This window comes from Zobellia nedashkovskayae (genome assembly GCF_015330125.1).
Taxonomy (GTDB): Bacteria; Bacteroidota; Bacteroidia; order Flavobacteriales; family Flavobacteriaceae; genus Zobellia; species Zobellia nedashkovskayae.
Genome location: NZ_JADDXR010000002.1, coordinates 2,504,308 through 2,519,181 on the forward strand (window position 1 = coordinate 2,504,308; position 14,874 = coordinate 2,519,181).

A 14,874-nucleotide genomic window follows, 5' to 3' on the forward strand; every position below is an offset into this window, starting at 1 on the left:
TATTGTAACTAGTTGTAAATAAATAATTTATGTTTTATGTGTGTGCTTTTCTAAAGTCTTTATAAGTTTACAATACCGCTATTATGTTATTTTAATGTAAACATAACGTTAACTAAGTACTTAAATTGTGTAGTTCATCGATGAAATTTGAAATTCAGTCACAAAAAAGTCCCCTGACACATTTGTGTCAGGGGACTTTTTTTTATCCTTTTGAAGTGATTATTTACTCCAAGGTGGTGTAACTCCGTTGGAACGAGCGTAAGCTATTAGTTGCCCTTTGTGCTCTCCGTTGTGTTCCATTATTGCCAATAGGCCTCCAAGCATATTCATTTTGGCAAAACCAAAATCAACCTCTTCTGCAAACTGGTCATCTTCTACCAGAACTACCTTTTCCAGAACAAATTCGTTGGATTGCTTAAGAGCAGCAATGATGTTCTCTTTTCCTGTAATTTTTGATAGATTCATTACATCCACCCCTTCTGGTGGAGCAAAACCCATTTTAGAAGCTAAATAATAGTTGCCTCCGGCAACATGTAATAATGCTTCTGCAACCGAGTTTACACCTTCCGTAGGGCGCCAATCATATTGCTCTTCTGAAAAAGCTTCTGCCAAAGCAACTACTTGTCCTTGATTTCCTTGTAAAACTCCTTGAATTGTGTTCTGTGTTAATTTTTCTTGCGCAAACGTCATGGTTGCTACCATTAAGAATGCCGCTACTACTAGTTTTTTCATTTTCTTAGTTTTAGTGGTTAAATAAATTCCCCAACCCATGATTTGATAATCGAGGAATTGGGGAATCTAATAAAAATTGATAATAAAATACTGATTATCAGTGTAAAATGTTACTTATTCTAACCTAAAAAAGGATATCTGTAGTCTATTGGAGTTACAAAAGTCTCTTTTATAAGACGAGGAGAAACCCATCTCAACAAGTTCTGTGCAGAACCGGCCTTGTCATTTGTTCCTGAAGCTCTAGCTCCTCCAAATGGCTGCTGACCAACTACGGCACCAGTAGGCTTGTCGTTAATATAGAAGTTACCTGCGCAATTTTGTAACGCTACTGTAGCTTCGTCAATAGCATATCTGTCTGTTGCAAGAATTGCACCAGTTAATGCATATTCAGAAGTTCCGTCAACTAATTTCAAGGTTTCTGACCAGTCCTTGTCTTCGTAAACATAAATAGTAACAACAGGACCGAACAATTCGGTCTCCATTGTAGTGTATTTTGGGTCTGTAGTAAGAATAACTGTGGGTTCTATAAAGTACCCTTTAGACTTATCATAGTTTCCACCTGCAATAACTTCTGCATTGTCATCTTTCTTTGCCTGATCAATATACTTTGCCAGTTTATCAAAAGAGGCTTCGTGAATAACTGCTGTTATAAAGTTAGACATGTCTTCTGGGCTACCTGGTTTATTGAAAGATGCTATATCTTTCTTTACAGACTCAAGAATTTCTTCTGAAAGTGATTTAGGGAGGTAAACACGAGAAGCTGCGCTACATTTTTGTCCTTGAAATTCAAAACTACCACGAACAATTGCCGTAGCTACTTGTTGAGGTTTTGCTGATGGGTGTGCAACGATAAAATCTTTTCCACCGGTCTCACCAACTATTTTTGGATATGTTTTATAGGTGTGAATGTTGTTACCTATTTGTTTCCATAATTCTTTGAAAACATGTGTTGAACCTGTAAAGTGAATACCTGCAAAGTCTGGGCTAGCCAAAACAGTTTCAGTAATCATTACTGGGTCACCATAAACTACGTTAATAACGCCATCAGGAAGACCGGCTTCTTTGAAAATATCAACAATAACCTTAGCAGAGAAAACTTGACTATCACTAGGTTTCCAAACAACTACGTTCCCCATCATTGCAGCACTTGCAGGAAGGTTTCCGGCAATAGCTGTAAAGTTAAAAGGAGTAATAGCATATATGAAACCTTCAAGAGGTCTGTATTCTACGCGGTTCCAAATACCTTCTGCTGAATCTGGCTGCTGATCGTAAATCTGTGACATGTATTCCACATTAAAACGTAGAAAATCAATCAACTCACAGGCTGCATCAATTTCAGCTTGGTATATGTTTTTTGATTGTGCAATCATGGTTGCAGCATTGATCTTGGCGCGGTATGGCCCTGCAATCAATTCTGCAGCTTTCAAGAATACGGCAGCACGTTGCTCCCAGGTTAAATCTGCCCAAGCAGACCTTGAAGCTAAACAATTGTCAATAGCTTTTGTAACATGCGCCTTTTCAGCAACATGATATTGACCTACAATATGTTTGTGGTCATGTGGAGGAGACATAGGCTTGGTGTTCCCTGTCTTAATTTCTTCGCTACCTATATATAATGGTACATCTACGCTACCGTTAAAATAAGAACGGTACTGTTCAAGAACTTCTTCTCTTTCAGAAGTGCCCGGCGCATAACTTTTTATTGGTTCGTTAATCGCTGTCGGTACATGAAAAAAACCTTTGCCCATAATGCTTTTATTAAGTTAAAAATAGAGCGCAAAGGTAGGATTCTTAGTGCGAATAAAAAACTGCCTAAGCACTAATGACGCAAAAGGATTATGCTAAAAAAACCTTAATGAAATAAATGCATATGTGAAATGAAACCACATAGGGGACTATATGCTACCAGATTGCTAGGTTAAAGCGTAAAAAGCTATGGAAATTGAAAGAGGATGGTCTAATTTAATGCGAAAGGTGCATGAAATTTGAAAGTAGGGATATAGACCCTAAATTTTTCGGTAGAACTAAAGTTGACCATATTATAATGACCTTTCATTGCTCCAATAGGCGAAGTTAAAAGGCAGCCAGATGTATAGGTGTGCGATTCTCCAGGTTTTATAACTGGTTTTTTGCCAATTACGCCTTCGCCGTCTAACACCTCTAATTCGTTAAGAGCATCGTATATTTTCCAATGACGAGAGGTGAGCTGAACAGAATCTTTACTTTGATTCTCTATAGTAATCGTGTAGCCAAAAGCAAAGTGCATCTTATAGTTCTTGAAGAAGGTTCCTTCAAAACTAGTGTTTACTGAAATCTTAATGCCTTTAGTTACTTGTGTGATCATATGTTTTCCTTCTAAAAGGTAATAATGTTACCGGTAAAAAGTAATACCGTTGTAATAATAGCCAATATAAAAAAAATAGTGTTCAGAAAAAGATATTTAACAATAGTTTTAAATATGCCTTGACTGTAAAAATTTCGCATAGCTATAAAAAGGTATATCGCAAAAATTAAAATAAAAATCCAATTACTATTTACTTTGAAAATTGAATCAATCAAATAGCTAAGAATGAGCAAGATAAATAATAATGCGGTGTTGTGAAAACTAAATATCAAATGATCGGTATAACTGTATTTTTTTCTGACATATATCAACCAAATGAAGACGGTAAAGGCTGGTAAAAAGAAAAATACGACGAACGGTAATTTTGAAATTAATGCACTAAGAAAACTTCCGGGCGACTTTTTAAATTTATGAAACCCGTTCATACCGTTGAATATCAATTTATTTTCAAAAGTTTCGGGAAGCTTGTATTTATTTAACAGATCTTGAAAATCGTAAATGGTATCACGATTTAAAATGGTAGAGAAAAAAGCTTGTTTTTGATTATTTCGTTCTCCAAGTGAGCCTTGGTCGATTTTCTCAAAATAAGCAATCGGGTCAAGAAGTATGAGAGAATCGCGTTCATGCTTTTGTTTTTTATATCCATCATAATTTATAGCTGTTTTAATGGAATCCAACTGCTGAGAAAGTTCAATGGCATCAGTAGTATCTATGTCCATTGTCCATTCGCTGGCAAAATCTTCTATTTCAGAAATGTCATTAGTTCCATACCTGTCGTATTTTGAAAAATTACCGCTAAGGTTAATGATAAGAAAGAAGATTATGGCAAGACTAAGTAAAAACCGAAATGGATTGGTGTAAGAAATACGTTTTCCATCTATATAACTTTTTGTTATTTTTCCTGGTTTGATTAATAGGGTGGATAGCGTACGGAGCAATCGTGAATCGTACGAAATTATAGTTCCGAAAAATTCATCTAAATAATCTTTAAGGGTTATTTTCTTGGTGCTGTTTGCCTGAGAGCAATTAGGACAGTATTTATCGCTCATGTCCAAAGGGTGCCCGCAATTAAGGCATTTAGTACCTCTGTAGTTCAATTTGTACCTTCCTTTTCCTGAGTCGGAGAGCTTGTTGGTCATTTATCCAAAAGAATTAAGGATAAATATAATCTAATTACTGATATTTCTAGAGTTTGCGGACCCAACGCCAATAATGCTGTCGTATAAATCGCCAAAATTTCTATAGTACACCAATATTAAATAGTTATTCTCCGTGAAATGAAAATTACCGCCAATAGTATTAATTTCTATTGTACCATCTTCACGTTTTATAACGTATTTGTAATTGTAGAAGCCTTGCTTGAGTTTTATTTCGGCTTCCATCATGCCATTGTTCTCATTGTAGACCATCTTGTTTTCTTCAGTTAAAGCATAGTTGTTGTGCTTTCCGAAAACGTAAACTTCGTCTAATCCCAATCTTTCATCATAGGGCAAAGCAAAATGGACTCTGGTGTATTCCGCCTCCCTAGAGTAGTCATCTCCTTGTAGTGTACGGACAAGAAAATCACCATTAATATCTGGGTAGTACGTATATTCATTATCTGCTCGGTACCTATTTACAAATAAATAATGGTCGTAAAGGTCGTTAATTTCTATTTTTGAGATTTGTGAGGTAGGAGCCCTAAGGTCACTAGTGTCAAAGTTTAAAAATTCATTACCGCCATAAAAACTGGTTTCTTGGTCATATTTATATACCAATTCGGTACCTATTGTATATTGAGGCGCTACATCATAAAGTGCCGTTTCCCATTGGTGATTTTGTAAAATGGCAACTTTTACTTCTTTCTTTGGATTTACTAGTTGAAAATTTCCAGCATTAATACTAAATTGAACTACTTGTTTTTCGTTTATGAAATTAAAATCGCGAGAGCGTTTAACAACTCCTCCTACGGTTACTAAATCCTTGTAAACAACGAAGCGCCTTGAAAATTGAAGTTCATAATTGTCATTATATACTTCTAGAACGTAATTTCCACTAACTTTTAGGCCTACATTATCGTTGGGAATTGATAATTTATAATTAGAATAAGACTGTTGGGTAGAATAGCTGTTCTCGTAATTTGTAATACGTTGGTTGTCTACGCCACTAAGGTATTGTGATTTTAAAAGTTGAGAAGGTTGCCAATCGTAGTTGCAGTGAATGATTTTGTAGTAGTAATCACTTTCGGAGGCGGTAATGTCATCAAACTCCAGTTTCATGGTCTCTCCAAGCTCTATGACAGGGAATTGGTCCTCTGTGGGTCCTCCAAAAATTACGGTTTTAATGTTCTCGGGCGGGTTGACCTCTAATTGAACCTGAGCACATAATGAAGATGTCAGAAAGAAGAAAAAAAATGGTATAAGATTCAAGCGCATTACCGGCTATTTTTTGAGGTAAAGGTAAACAAAAAGCGTACCTAAAAAATTTTGATCGGTATGATGTCTAAATTTCTAGGCATTTATTATGAAAACAATCCTTTTAGTATTATTTTTGCTGCAAATTTTGTTAACCTAAGGTCTAGAACAATATGTCTAAAGACATCAGGATTAAAAAGGGCTTGAACATAAATCTTGTTGGAGCTGCAGAGCAAACTACATCAAAAGCCGTTTTAAGTAACGTTTATGCTATTGGCTTAAGCGATTTTCACGGAGTCACACCCAAAATGTTGGTAAAACAGGGTGCTGAAGTCAAAGCGGGAGAACCACTTTTTTACAATAAAAACAGGGAAAGCATGCTTTTCGTATCACCGGTAAGTGGTGAACTTGTTGAGATTGTAAGAGGAGCGCGAAGACGCATTCTCTCACTTAAGATTTTGGCAGATAAAGAGCAGGCAGCTGTTGTACACGATTTGTTGAATGTTGAAAGTGCTTCTAAGGAAGAGGTAAAAGCATACCTTTTAAAAGGCGGTGTTTGGCCTTTTATTAAACAACGCCCGTACGATATTGTTGCAGATCCGGATGCAAATCCTAAAGCAATTTTTGTTTCAGGTTATGTTACGGCACCTTTGGCAGCAGACTTAAACTATGTGTTGCAAGGGAAGGAAAAAGAGCTTCAAGCTGCAATTACCGCTTTGGATAAATTAACGCCAGGCAAGGTTCATGTTTCCGTTGGGAAATCTGAAAATTCACCATTGGCCGGTTTAAAAGGGGTTGAATTGCATAAGGTTTCTGGTCCGCACCCAGCTGGTTTAGTGGGTACGCAGATTAATAGAATAAATCCTATTAATAAAGGAGAAACAGTTTGGACGGTTACACCTCAGGATTTGGTGATAATTGGTGAGTTGTTGTTGACCGGTAAGTTTAATGCAGAACGTACTGTTGCTTTGGCAGGTTCTTCGGTTAAAGCTCCAAAATATTATACAACCAAGATTGGAACTGAAATCTCTACCTTCTTATACGCTAGTGGTGTAGAAGGAGATAATTTTAGAGTAATAAATGGTGATGTTCTTACGGGATCAAAATCGGCTCCAGATGGTCATTTAGGGTATTATAATAATACGGTAACTGCTATTCCAGAAGGAGACGATTATGAATTGTTTGGATGGAACAAGCCTGTATTCAAAAAAATATCGGCTACAAGAGCATTAACATTCTCTTGGATGCAACCAAATAAAAAGTACGACCTTACTACCAATACAAACGGAGAACATCGTGCGTTTGTGGTAACTGGTATGTATGAAAAAGTATTTCCATTGGATATCTTTCCTATGCAGTTGCTTAAAGCATGTATGATAAAAGATTTGGATGAGATGGAGCAACTGGGGCTTTATGAAGTGGCACCAGAGGATTTCTCGTTGACTGAGTTTGTTTGTGTTTCAAAACAACCGCATCAACAGATTATTAGAGAAGGATTAGATCTATTGCATAAAGAAATAGGATAAAAGATGAGTGATAAAAAACTGACTTTCAAGAAAAGGCTGCACATTTTAAAGCACCATTATCGCGGTAAGAAAATGGCACCTGCATTTAATGCACTGCACACATTTTTATTTGCTCCTGATGAGACAACACATTCAGGTTCTCATGTTAGAGCGGCAGATGATTTAAAGCGTACCATGAATACGGTTATTATGGCCTTGGTTCCGGTATTGATTTTTTCAATGTTTAATGCAGGGTATCAGCATTTTTCTGCTATTAATGGGTTTCCACAGGAATTCTCTTTAATGAACGACTTTCTTACTTGGGACAATTTCTGGATCGGGATTATAAAAGTGCTTCCGTTGGTAGTTGTATCCTATGGAGTAGGACTTTTGGTAGAATTTATTTTTGCTGTTATTAAAGGTCATGAAGTAGAAGAAGGATACTTGGTAACAGGTATGCTAGTTCCGTTAATTGTACCAATAGATACGCCACTTTGGATGTTATCTGTAGCCGTTGTTTTTGGTGTGGTTATAGGTAAAGAGGTGTTTGGCGGTACAGGAATGAACATTCTTAACCCAGCCCTTACAATTAGAGCATTCTTATTCTTCGCTTATCCTACTTGGATGAGTGGTGATAAGGTTTGGGTTTACCAAGCTGTAGAGCGCGCTGGTGGTCCTGATGCTATTTCTGGTGAGACTATCTTAGGATATTTGGCACAGAATAAAGGAGCGGAAATGTCTTATACAGTTTCAGATATGTTCTTTGGTTTTATTCCTGGTTCAGTTGGTGAAACTTCAACCTTCTTAATCCTTTTAGGTGGGTTGTTCTTAATCTTTAGTAAGATAGCTAGCTGGCGTATTATGTTGAGTGCCGTAATAGGTTCTTTGGTAATGGGCTTAGTTTTTAATGGAATAGTTGATCAAGGATGGATTGGCGAAACAAGTAAATTTTACGGTCTAATGAGCTTTGCTTTCTGGCAACATCTTATTGTTGGTGGTTTGGCTTTCGGTATTGTTTATATGGCAACCGACCCTGTTACAGGAGCACAAACAAATCGTGGTAAATGGTTCTATGGTTTCTTCATTGGTTTCCTTTCGGTAATGATTCGTGTGTTCAACCCGGCATATCCAGAAGGTGTTTTCTTGGCAATACTTCTAATGAACGTATTTGCTCCAACAATTGACCATTATGTGGTTCGTGGAAACGTAAAACGTAGATTGAAACGATTGAAAAATGCAACCATCTTGCCAAAAGATTCAGCTGGCAAGGCAAACGAACTTCACGCAGAAACCGTATAATTATGGCAATCAATACAGATAAGAATTCATACACCGTTATTTTCGCTGCCATTATGGTAGTGGTAGTAGGTTCTATTTTAGCTTTTGCGGCGTCTAGTCTTAAAGATAGAATAACCGAGAACGAACGGTTCGAGAAACAACAGAACATTCTTTACGCCATGGGTGTAAATGATAATGTTGATGAGGGTAGTGTAAATTTTGTTTCTACCGATAAAGTAGAAGATGAGTTTAAAAGCTATATCAAAGAGCAATTGGTTATTGAAGGTGATAAAATTACCGAAGATGACAGTGCTTATCTAATCGACATGAAAAAGCAAATGGCAATCGCCGGTAAGGGTGGAACCGCAAAGCTTCCTTTGATGATAGGAGAGAAAGATGGTAAGAAATACTACATCATTCCTATGTACGGAAAAGGACTTTGGGATGCTATTTGGGGCTTCATTGCGCTAGATGATAAAATGGTTGTACAGGGTGTTTATTTTGACCATAAGGGTGAAACTCCAGGTTTAGGGGCAAATATAAAGCAACGTTACTTTATGGATGACTTTACAGGTGAAAGCATTTTAAAGGGAACGGAGTATGCCGGTATAGCTGTGGCAAAAGGTAATAATGACCCTCTAAACAACACCAAGGATGATAATGAGGTAGATGCTTTAGCTGGTGCTACTATTACAGGTAATGGCGTTTCTGCTATGATCAAAGAGAGTTTAAAACTCTATAAAGACTATTTACAAACCGTTAGCGCAAAATAATATGGGACTATTAACAAAGAAGGATGCACATCTAATAACGGATCCACTAGCAGATAATAACCCTATTACTATACAGGTATTGGGTATTTGTTCCGCTTTAGCAATTACAGCAGAGTTAAAAGCCTCTGTAGTAATGGCTGTTTCGGTACTGTTCGTACTTGCTATGGGTAACGTTGTTATTTCATTGATGCGAAATATTATTCCATCAAAAATTAGAATTATCGTTCAATTGATCGTAGTTGCCACATTGGTAATTATTGTGGATCAGGTCTTGAAGGCATTCGCCTATGAACTGAGTAAAACACTTTCTGTATTCGTTGGGCTTATTATTACCAACTGTATTATTATGGGACGTTTTGAAGCTTTTGCTTTAGCAAACGGTCCGTGGAGGTCTTTTCTTGATGGAATAGGGAATTCACTTGGGTACGGTGTAATTTTAATAATCGTTGGTTTCTTTAGGGAGCTTTTCGGTTCTGGAACTTTGTTCGGGTATCCTGTATTAGGAAACCCTATTGAAAAGACAGGTCTTTATGCTACAGGGTATGAAAACAATGGTTTTATGATTATTCCACCGGCGGCTCTTATTGTTGTAGGTATTATCATATGGGTACAACGTTCAAGAAATCCGGCATTGGTCGAAGATCATTAATTAAGGTAAAAAGATAGAATTATGTTAGAGCATATTGAATTGTTTTTTAAATCCATCTTTATAGATAACATGGTGTTCGCCGTGTTCTTGGGGATGTGTTCTTACCTGGCGGTTTCCAAAAAGGTGGCCACTGCTGTAGGTTTAGGAGCTGCTGTAATTTTTGTACTTGCCGTTACCGTTCCTTTAAACTGGTTATTGGATCAGTATCTATTAAGAGACGGTGCATTGGTCTGGTTAGGACCTGAATACGCAGATTATAACTTAAGCTTTCTTTCGTTCATTCTTTTTATCGCGACCATTGCAACAATGGTTCAGTTGGTAGAGATTGTGGTAGAGAAATTTTCACCTTCGCTATATAACTCTTTAGGTATTTTCTTGCCTTTAATAGCAGTAAACTGTGCTATTTTAGGGGGGTCACTTTTTATGCAGGCTAGAGATATTCAAACGTTGGGTCTAGCATTCAATTATGGTGTTAGTTCTGGTATTGGTTGGTTCTTAGCTATTTTGGCTATTGCCGCGATTCGTGAAAAAATCAGATATTCAAACGTTCCTGCTCCATTACGTGGGTTGGGAATTACTTTTATCATTACCGGATTAATGGGTATTGGTTTTCAGAGTTTTGGAGGTATGTTAACAGGTGGCGATGATGCTCCTGCACCAGTTGAAGAAACTACTGCTGAAAAAGTGATAGAGAAGAAAAAAATTAAAGAAGAGATTGATACCAAGGAAATCTCTTATAACGACGCCATAAACAAATAGATATGCTATTAGCTGCAAGTACTGGAGGAACGATTTTAATCACCGTTGTCGCCTTTTTGATACTATTGATGGTCTTGGTGGCCCTTTTATTGTTCACCAAAGAAAAACTATCTCCTTCGGGGCCGGTTACCATTACAATTAACGGAGAAAAGAAAATTGAAGTTGGTTCAGGTAGTTCATTACTTACTACTTTAGGTAACCAAAAAATATTTTTACCATCTGCATGTGGTGGTGGTGGTACTTGCATACAATGCGAGTGTCATGTACTTTCTGGTGGTGGTGAAGCACTTCCTACGGAAACGCCTCACTTCTCTAAAAGAGAATTGAATTCAGGTGCACGTTTAGCCTGTCAGGTGAAAGTGAAACAGGACATGAATATCACAATTCCTGAGGAGGTATTCGGGATTAAAAAATGGCCGGGTAAAGTTGTTCGTAATTACAACGTAGCATCTTTTATCAAGGAATTTGTAGTTGAGATTCCTGAGGATATGGGATACAAAGCTGGTGGATATATTCAGATTGAAATTCCTCAATGTGAGGTTAAGTATGCTGATATTGATATTACAGCTCACCCAGAAGAGCACGAAACTCCAGATAAATTTCAAGCTGAATGGGACAAGTTTAATCTTTGGCCATTAGTAATGAAAAACCCTGAGACTGTTGAGAGAGCCTATTCTATGGCTTCTTACCCAGCTGAAGGTAGAGAGATTATGTTGAACGTTCGTATCGCGACCCCACCATGGGATCGTGCTAAGAATGGTTGGATGGATGTTAACCCTGGTGTTGCTTCTTCTTACATATTTAATTTGAAACCTGGTGATGATGTAATTATTTCAGGTCCTTACGGTGAATTTTTTATTAATGAGTCTGACTCAGAAATGCTTTATGTTGGTGGTGGAGCAGGTATGGCGCCAATGCGTTCGCATTTGTACCACTTGTTTAATACGTTAAAGACGAATAGAAAGGTTACCTATTGGTATGGTGGCCGTTCTAAAAGAGAGCTTTTCTACATTGAGCACTTTAAAGAATTAGAAAGAAACTTCCCTAACTTTAAATTCTATTTGGCACTTTCAGAACCTGCTGAAGAAGATAATTGGAAGGTTAAAGAGAATATAGATGCTCCTGGTGATGGTTTTGTAGGTTTCATACACAATTGTGTTATTGATAACTATTTAAGCCTTCACGAGTCTCCGGAAGATATTGAATTGTATTTCTGTGGACCTCCATTGATGAACAAAGCAGTGCAGAAAATGGGTGAAGACTACGGTATTCCCGATGAGCATATCCGCTTTGATGATTTCGGTGGATAATAAGATTTTTATTAGCGAAGGAGTACAGTTTAAATTTAACTCCTTAGCAAATCAAATAAATAAAAAACCGATGTTTGCGCATCGGTTTTTTTTGACCTAATTTTTAAGAGTTATGGGCAAACCATTATCGGAACGTGAATTACATAACCTTGCTATGAATATCGTAGGGAAGGAACTGGAAGCTGAAGGTTTTGAATTTATGGGAGTAAATAGCGAACCCAAAAGAAATCCGCAGTTTGTATGTTTGAAAGATAAGGTGTTGCATTTTATCACTGTTCGTTATGTAGCTTACCCTGAGAATCCCAGTAGGTTTGATGAGGCGTTAATGGCTAAGATGAAGGAGCATGCGGATAAACAGGAAGCCAGAACGTATTATGCGGGTGTAGGACTTTCAAATGCCGAAAACCAAGAGTTGCCGGTGTATTTAGATGAGGCTTATGTGGTAGATTATATTGGTTTAATTGAAATTAAAGATGAATAGATTTTTAGCTTTTATAAGTATTTTGTTTTTACTTTCCTGTGGAGGTAATCCGTCAGGTATGGTTAGAAATGAAACTTCTGGAGGTGCGTTGGGTACTTCCTATAATCTTATCTATTTGTCTCAAGATAAATTGGATCTTCAACAGCAAGTAGATTCTGTTTTTGATGCTATTAATCATTCATTGTCAACCTATATTCCTGCATCGGATATTTCTAAGATTAATCAAGGTGATTCTACTGTAGTAGTTGATCACATGTTTCAAGAAGTTTTTGAATTGTCTCACGAGGTCTACGGAGCTACCGAAGGGTATTTTGACCCTACTGTGGGCATATTGGTAAATGCTTGGGGGTTTGGTCCAGAAAAGCAGATACAGATGGATAGCACTCGTGTAGATAGCTTGTTACAATATGTAGGTTTTAATAAAGTAGAACTTACGAAAGGAAATACCATAAGTAAATCCAACCCTAATATCTATTTTGATTTTAATGCTATTGCTAAAGGATATTCCATAGACAGGCTGGCAAAGCTTATGGATAACAAGGGTATTGAAAATTATTTATTAGAAGTAGGAGGGGAGTTGGTAGCAAAAGGCCAGAACCAAATCAAACAAAAACCATGGATTGTAGGTATAGATGACCCTACAATTGAAAATGAACGAAAATTGAAAGCTACCATTCTTCTAGAGGATAGAGCCTTGGCTTCATCTGGAAACTATAGACATTTTAGGGAAGACCCGGTAACAGGGCTAAAATATGTTCATACTATTGATCCAACTACAGGATATACAAAAAATGCAAATACATTGGCAGCAACGGTTTTAGCAGATAATTGTGCAAAGGCAGATGCATATGCTACTTCTTTTATGGCGATGGATTTGGATAAGGTGCTTAAGCTATTGACCGTAAAACGGGAACTTGAAGCCTATATTATTTTTATAGATGAAAAGGGAGAAACGCATGAATTCATGACGCCTGGTTTTGAAGCATTGGTAATAAAAAACTAAAGCGGTTTCTTTACCAAAGGAATTATTTCACCTTTAGCTAAGCGATATTTGTCTATGTCTTCTGAAGAAAGCGTTGCGGTATAGTCTACTTCTTCCACAATGAAACCTATGCTTCTTAATTTTTCAAAATAATCCCAACCATAAATCCGTACGTGGTCATACTGGCCGAATATTTTGGCGCGTTCTTTTTTGTCCGTAATGGAATTGTCTTCAAAAGTAGTTTTACGATCAAGGTCTTGAGGGATTTGTAAAATAGCCCAACCACCCTTTCTAAGAACTCTATACAATTCTTGCATGGCTTTGGTGTCATCAGGAATATGCTCAAGAACATGGTTACAGAAAATAACGTCAAAGGAATTATCTTCAAAAGGTAAATCGCAAATGTCTGCCTTCACATCCGCTAATGGGGATAAAAGATCAGTAGTTATATATTCTAGATTTTTGAGATTTCTAAAACGTTTGTAGAATGCCTGTTCGGGAGCAAAATGTAGCACCTTTAGCTTCTCGGTAAAAAAGTTGGTCTCGTTTTTTAAGTAGAGCCATAACAAACGGTGCCTTTCTAGTGATAAGGTAAAAGGCGAGAGTACGTTTTCTCTTGGGCTTTCATAGCCGTAAGGCAGGAAGCTCTTAAATTTTTTGCCGTCAATAGGGTCCTCGTAACGATTACCGCGCATCCACAGTCCTAGTATGGGCCGTACCAGGTAACTTAGTTTAATAAGTAAGGGCCTAGGAACGGCATTCAGAATAAACTTGAAAATTTTGGACACGTATTACATCAATTTGCACAAATTAACTTTGTTCGCCCTAATTTAAAGAACAATTTTTTCCTTGCGGAAATTGTCTTCTTCATCAGTTTCGATACCCAAAGCTTCGTAAATGTACTGAAACGTAGATAGTAATTCAGGTTTACCATTAACTATGGCTACGTTGTGCTCAAAATGCGCACTTGGTTTTCCATCTGCTGTTAAGATGGTCCAACCGTCCTTTAATTGTTTTATACGTCTTGTTCCCATGTTGATCATAGGTTCAATAGCAACAACAAGGCCTTCCTTAAATTGTTTTCCCCTACCACGTTTTCCATAGTTTGGCATTTCCGGTCCTTCATGAAGTTTTTTGCCCAATCCGTGACCTACCAATTCACGAACAACACCGTATCCATGATTTTCACAGTAATTCTGTATGGCAAAAGCAACATCGCCAACGCGATTTCCAGCTTTGAATTCTGAAATTCCCAAGTACAATGATTCTTTAGCTACTTTTAATAGCTTTTTAGTTTCTTCCGCTACTTCTCCTACAGGAAAAGTATACGCATGATCACCGTAATAACCATTTTTAAGAGAACCACAATCCACGGAAATAATATCGCCTTCTTTTAATGGTTCATTGTTCGGAATACCATGTACCACTTGAGCATTAGGACTCATATTCAATGTATTCGGAAAGTCGTACATGCCTAGAAAACCTGGTTCAGCGCCCTGTTCCCGTATAAACTCTTCTGCTAATTTATCAAGAAATAGAGCGTTGACACCTGGTTTTATTTCCGATGCCAGCATGCCCAGGGTTTTTGATACTACTAGGGCGCTTTCACGCATTAGTTCTATTTCCTCGGGTGTTTTTAATTTAATCATAGCGGCAAAGGTAAAAATA

The 14,874-nt window shown here is 37.3% G+C and carries 15 protein-coding genes; 8 read left to right on the forward strand and 7 right to left on the reverse strand.

Annotated elements, in window-relative coordinates:
* Nucleotides 1–219 precede the first annotated feature (219 nt).
* From IWB64_RS10475 to IWB64_RS10495, 5 genes are all read right to left on the reverse strand, one after another.
* Nucleotides 220–732, reverse strand: a complete 513-nt coding sequence (locus IWB64_RS10475) for a DinB family protein (protein ID WP_194533953.1) — start codon at nucleotides 730–732, stop codon at nucleotides 220–222.
* A gap of 119 nt (nucleotides 733–851) precedes the next feature.
* A complete protein-coding gene (gene pruA, locus IWB64_RS10480) occupies nucleotides 852–2,480 on the reverse strand; it encodes an L-glutamate gamma-semialdehyde dehydrogenase (RefSeq protein WP_194533954.1) in 1,629 nt (542 codons plus the stop codon).
* A 209-nt stretch (nucleotides 2,481–2,689) separates the two neighbouring features.
* Nucleotides 2,690–3,076 (reverse strand): Co2+/Mg2+ efflux protein ApaG, encoded by a 387-nt coding sequence (apaG, locus tag IWB64_RS10485; RefSeq protein WP_155597605.1) that lies wholly within the window; start codon nucleotides 3,074–3,076, stop codon nucleotides 2,690–2,692.
* 11 nt (nucleotides 3,077–3,087) lie between these two features.
* Nucleotides 3,088–4,215 (reverse strand): DUF3667 domain-containing protein, encoded by a 1,128-nt coding sequence (locus IWB64_RS10490; protein ID WP_194533955.1) that lies wholly within the window; start codon nucleotides 4,213–4,215, stop codon nucleotides 3,088–3,090.
* Between the two features lie 30 nt (nucleotides 4,216–4,245).
* Complete coding sequence (locus IWB64_RS10495) at nucleotides 4,246–5,490, reverse strand: type IX secretion system plug protein (RefSeq protein ID WP_194533956.1); 1,245 nt, start codon at nucleotides 5,488–5,490, stop codon at nucleotides 4,246–4,248.
* 152 nt (nucleotides 5,491–5,642) lie between these two features.
* On the opposite strand from IWB64_RS10495, the gene IWB64_RS10500 reads away from it, so the two are divergent.
* The 8 genes from IWB64_RS10500 (at nucleotide 5,643) to IWB64_RS10535 (ending at nucleotide 13,227) form a co-directional block, all read left to right on the forward strand.
* Nucleotides 5,643–6,995 (forward strand): Na(+)-translocating NADH-quinone reductase subunit A, encoded by a 1,353-nt coding sequence (locus tag IWB64_RS10500; protein ID WP_194533957.1) that lies wholly within the window; start codon nucleotides 5,643–5,645, stop codon nucleotides 6,993–6,995.
* Nucleotides 6,996–6,998: 3 nt separating this feature from the next.
* Nucleotides 6,999–8,273 (forward strand): NADH:ubiquinone reductase (Na(+)-transporting) subunit B, encoded by a 1,275-nt coding sequence (locus IWB64_RS10505; protein WP_194533958.1) that lies wholly within the window; start codon nucleotides 6,999–7,001, stop codon nucleotides 8,271–8,273.
* A 2-nt stretch (nucleotides 8,274–8,275) separates the two neighbouring features.
* Nucleotides 8,276–9,025, forward strand: coding sequence for a Na(+)-translocating NADH-quinone reductase subunit C (locus tag IWB64_RS10510; RefSeq protein WP_194533959.1), 750 nt, complete (start codon nucleotides 8,276–8,278; stop codon nucleotides 9,023–9,025).
* A 1-nt stretch (nucleotide 9,026) separates the two neighbouring features.
* A complete protein-coding gene (locus tag IWB64_RS10515) occupies nucleotides 9,027–9,674 on the forward strand; it encodes an NADH:ubiquinone reductase (Na(+)-transporting) subunit D (RefSeq protein ID WP_194533960.1) in 648 nt (215 codons plus the stop codon).
* A gap of 21 nt (nucleotides 9,675–9,695) precedes the next feature.
* Nucleotides 9,696–10,433, forward strand: a complete 738-nt coding sequence (gene nqrE / locus IWB64_RS10520; protein ID WP_194533961.1) for an NADH:ubiquinone reductase (Na(+)-transporting) subunit E — start codon at nucleotides 9,696–9,698, stop codon at nucleotides 10,431–10,433.
* A gap of 2 nt (nucleotides 10,434–10,435) precedes the next feature.
* Nucleotides 10,436–11,743, forward strand: coding sequence for an NADH:ubiquinone reductase (Na(+)-transporting) subunit F (nqrF, locus tag IWB64_RS10525; protein WP_194533962.1), 1,308 nt, complete (start codon nucleotides 10,436–10,438; stop codon nucleotides 11,741–11,743).
* Nucleotides 11,744–11,855: 112 nt separating this feature from the next.
* Nucleotides 11,856–12,224 (forward strand): Na(+)-translocating NADH-quinone reductase subunit F, encoded by a 369-nt coding sequence (locus tag IWB64_RS10530; protein ID WP_194533963.1) that lies wholly within the window; start codon nucleotides 11,856–11,858, stop codon nucleotides 12,222–12,224.
* Nucleotides 12,217–13,227, forward strand: a complete 1,011-nt coding sequence (locus IWB64_RS10535) for an FAD:protein FMN transferase (protein WP_194533964.1) — start codon at nucleotides 12,217–12,219, stop codon at nucleotides 13,225–13,227. Before IWB64_RS10530 ends, IWB64_RS10535 begins: the two co-directional genes overlap by 8 nt.
* On the opposite strand, the gene IWB64_RS10540 is transcribed toward IWB64_RS10535, so the two are convergent.
* A complete protein-coding gene (locus tag IWB64_RS10540) occupies nucleotides 13,224–13,994 on the reverse strand; it encodes a class I SAM-dependent methyltransferase (protein WP_194533965.1) in 771 nt (256 codons plus the stop codon). The genes IWB64_RS10535 and IWB64_RS10540 overlap by 4 nt on opposite strands.
* A gap of 42 nt (nucleotides 13,995–14,036) precedes the next feature.
* Nucleotides 14,037–14,855 carry a type I methionyl aminopeptidase gene (gene map / locus IWB64_RS10545; protein ID WP_194533966.1) on the reverse strand — a complete coding sequence of 273 codons (819 nt, stop codon included), beginning with the start codon at nucleotides 14,853–14,855 and terminating at the stop codon, nucleotides 14,037–14,039.
* Between the last annotated feature and the right edge of the window lie 19 nt (nucleotides 14,856–14,874).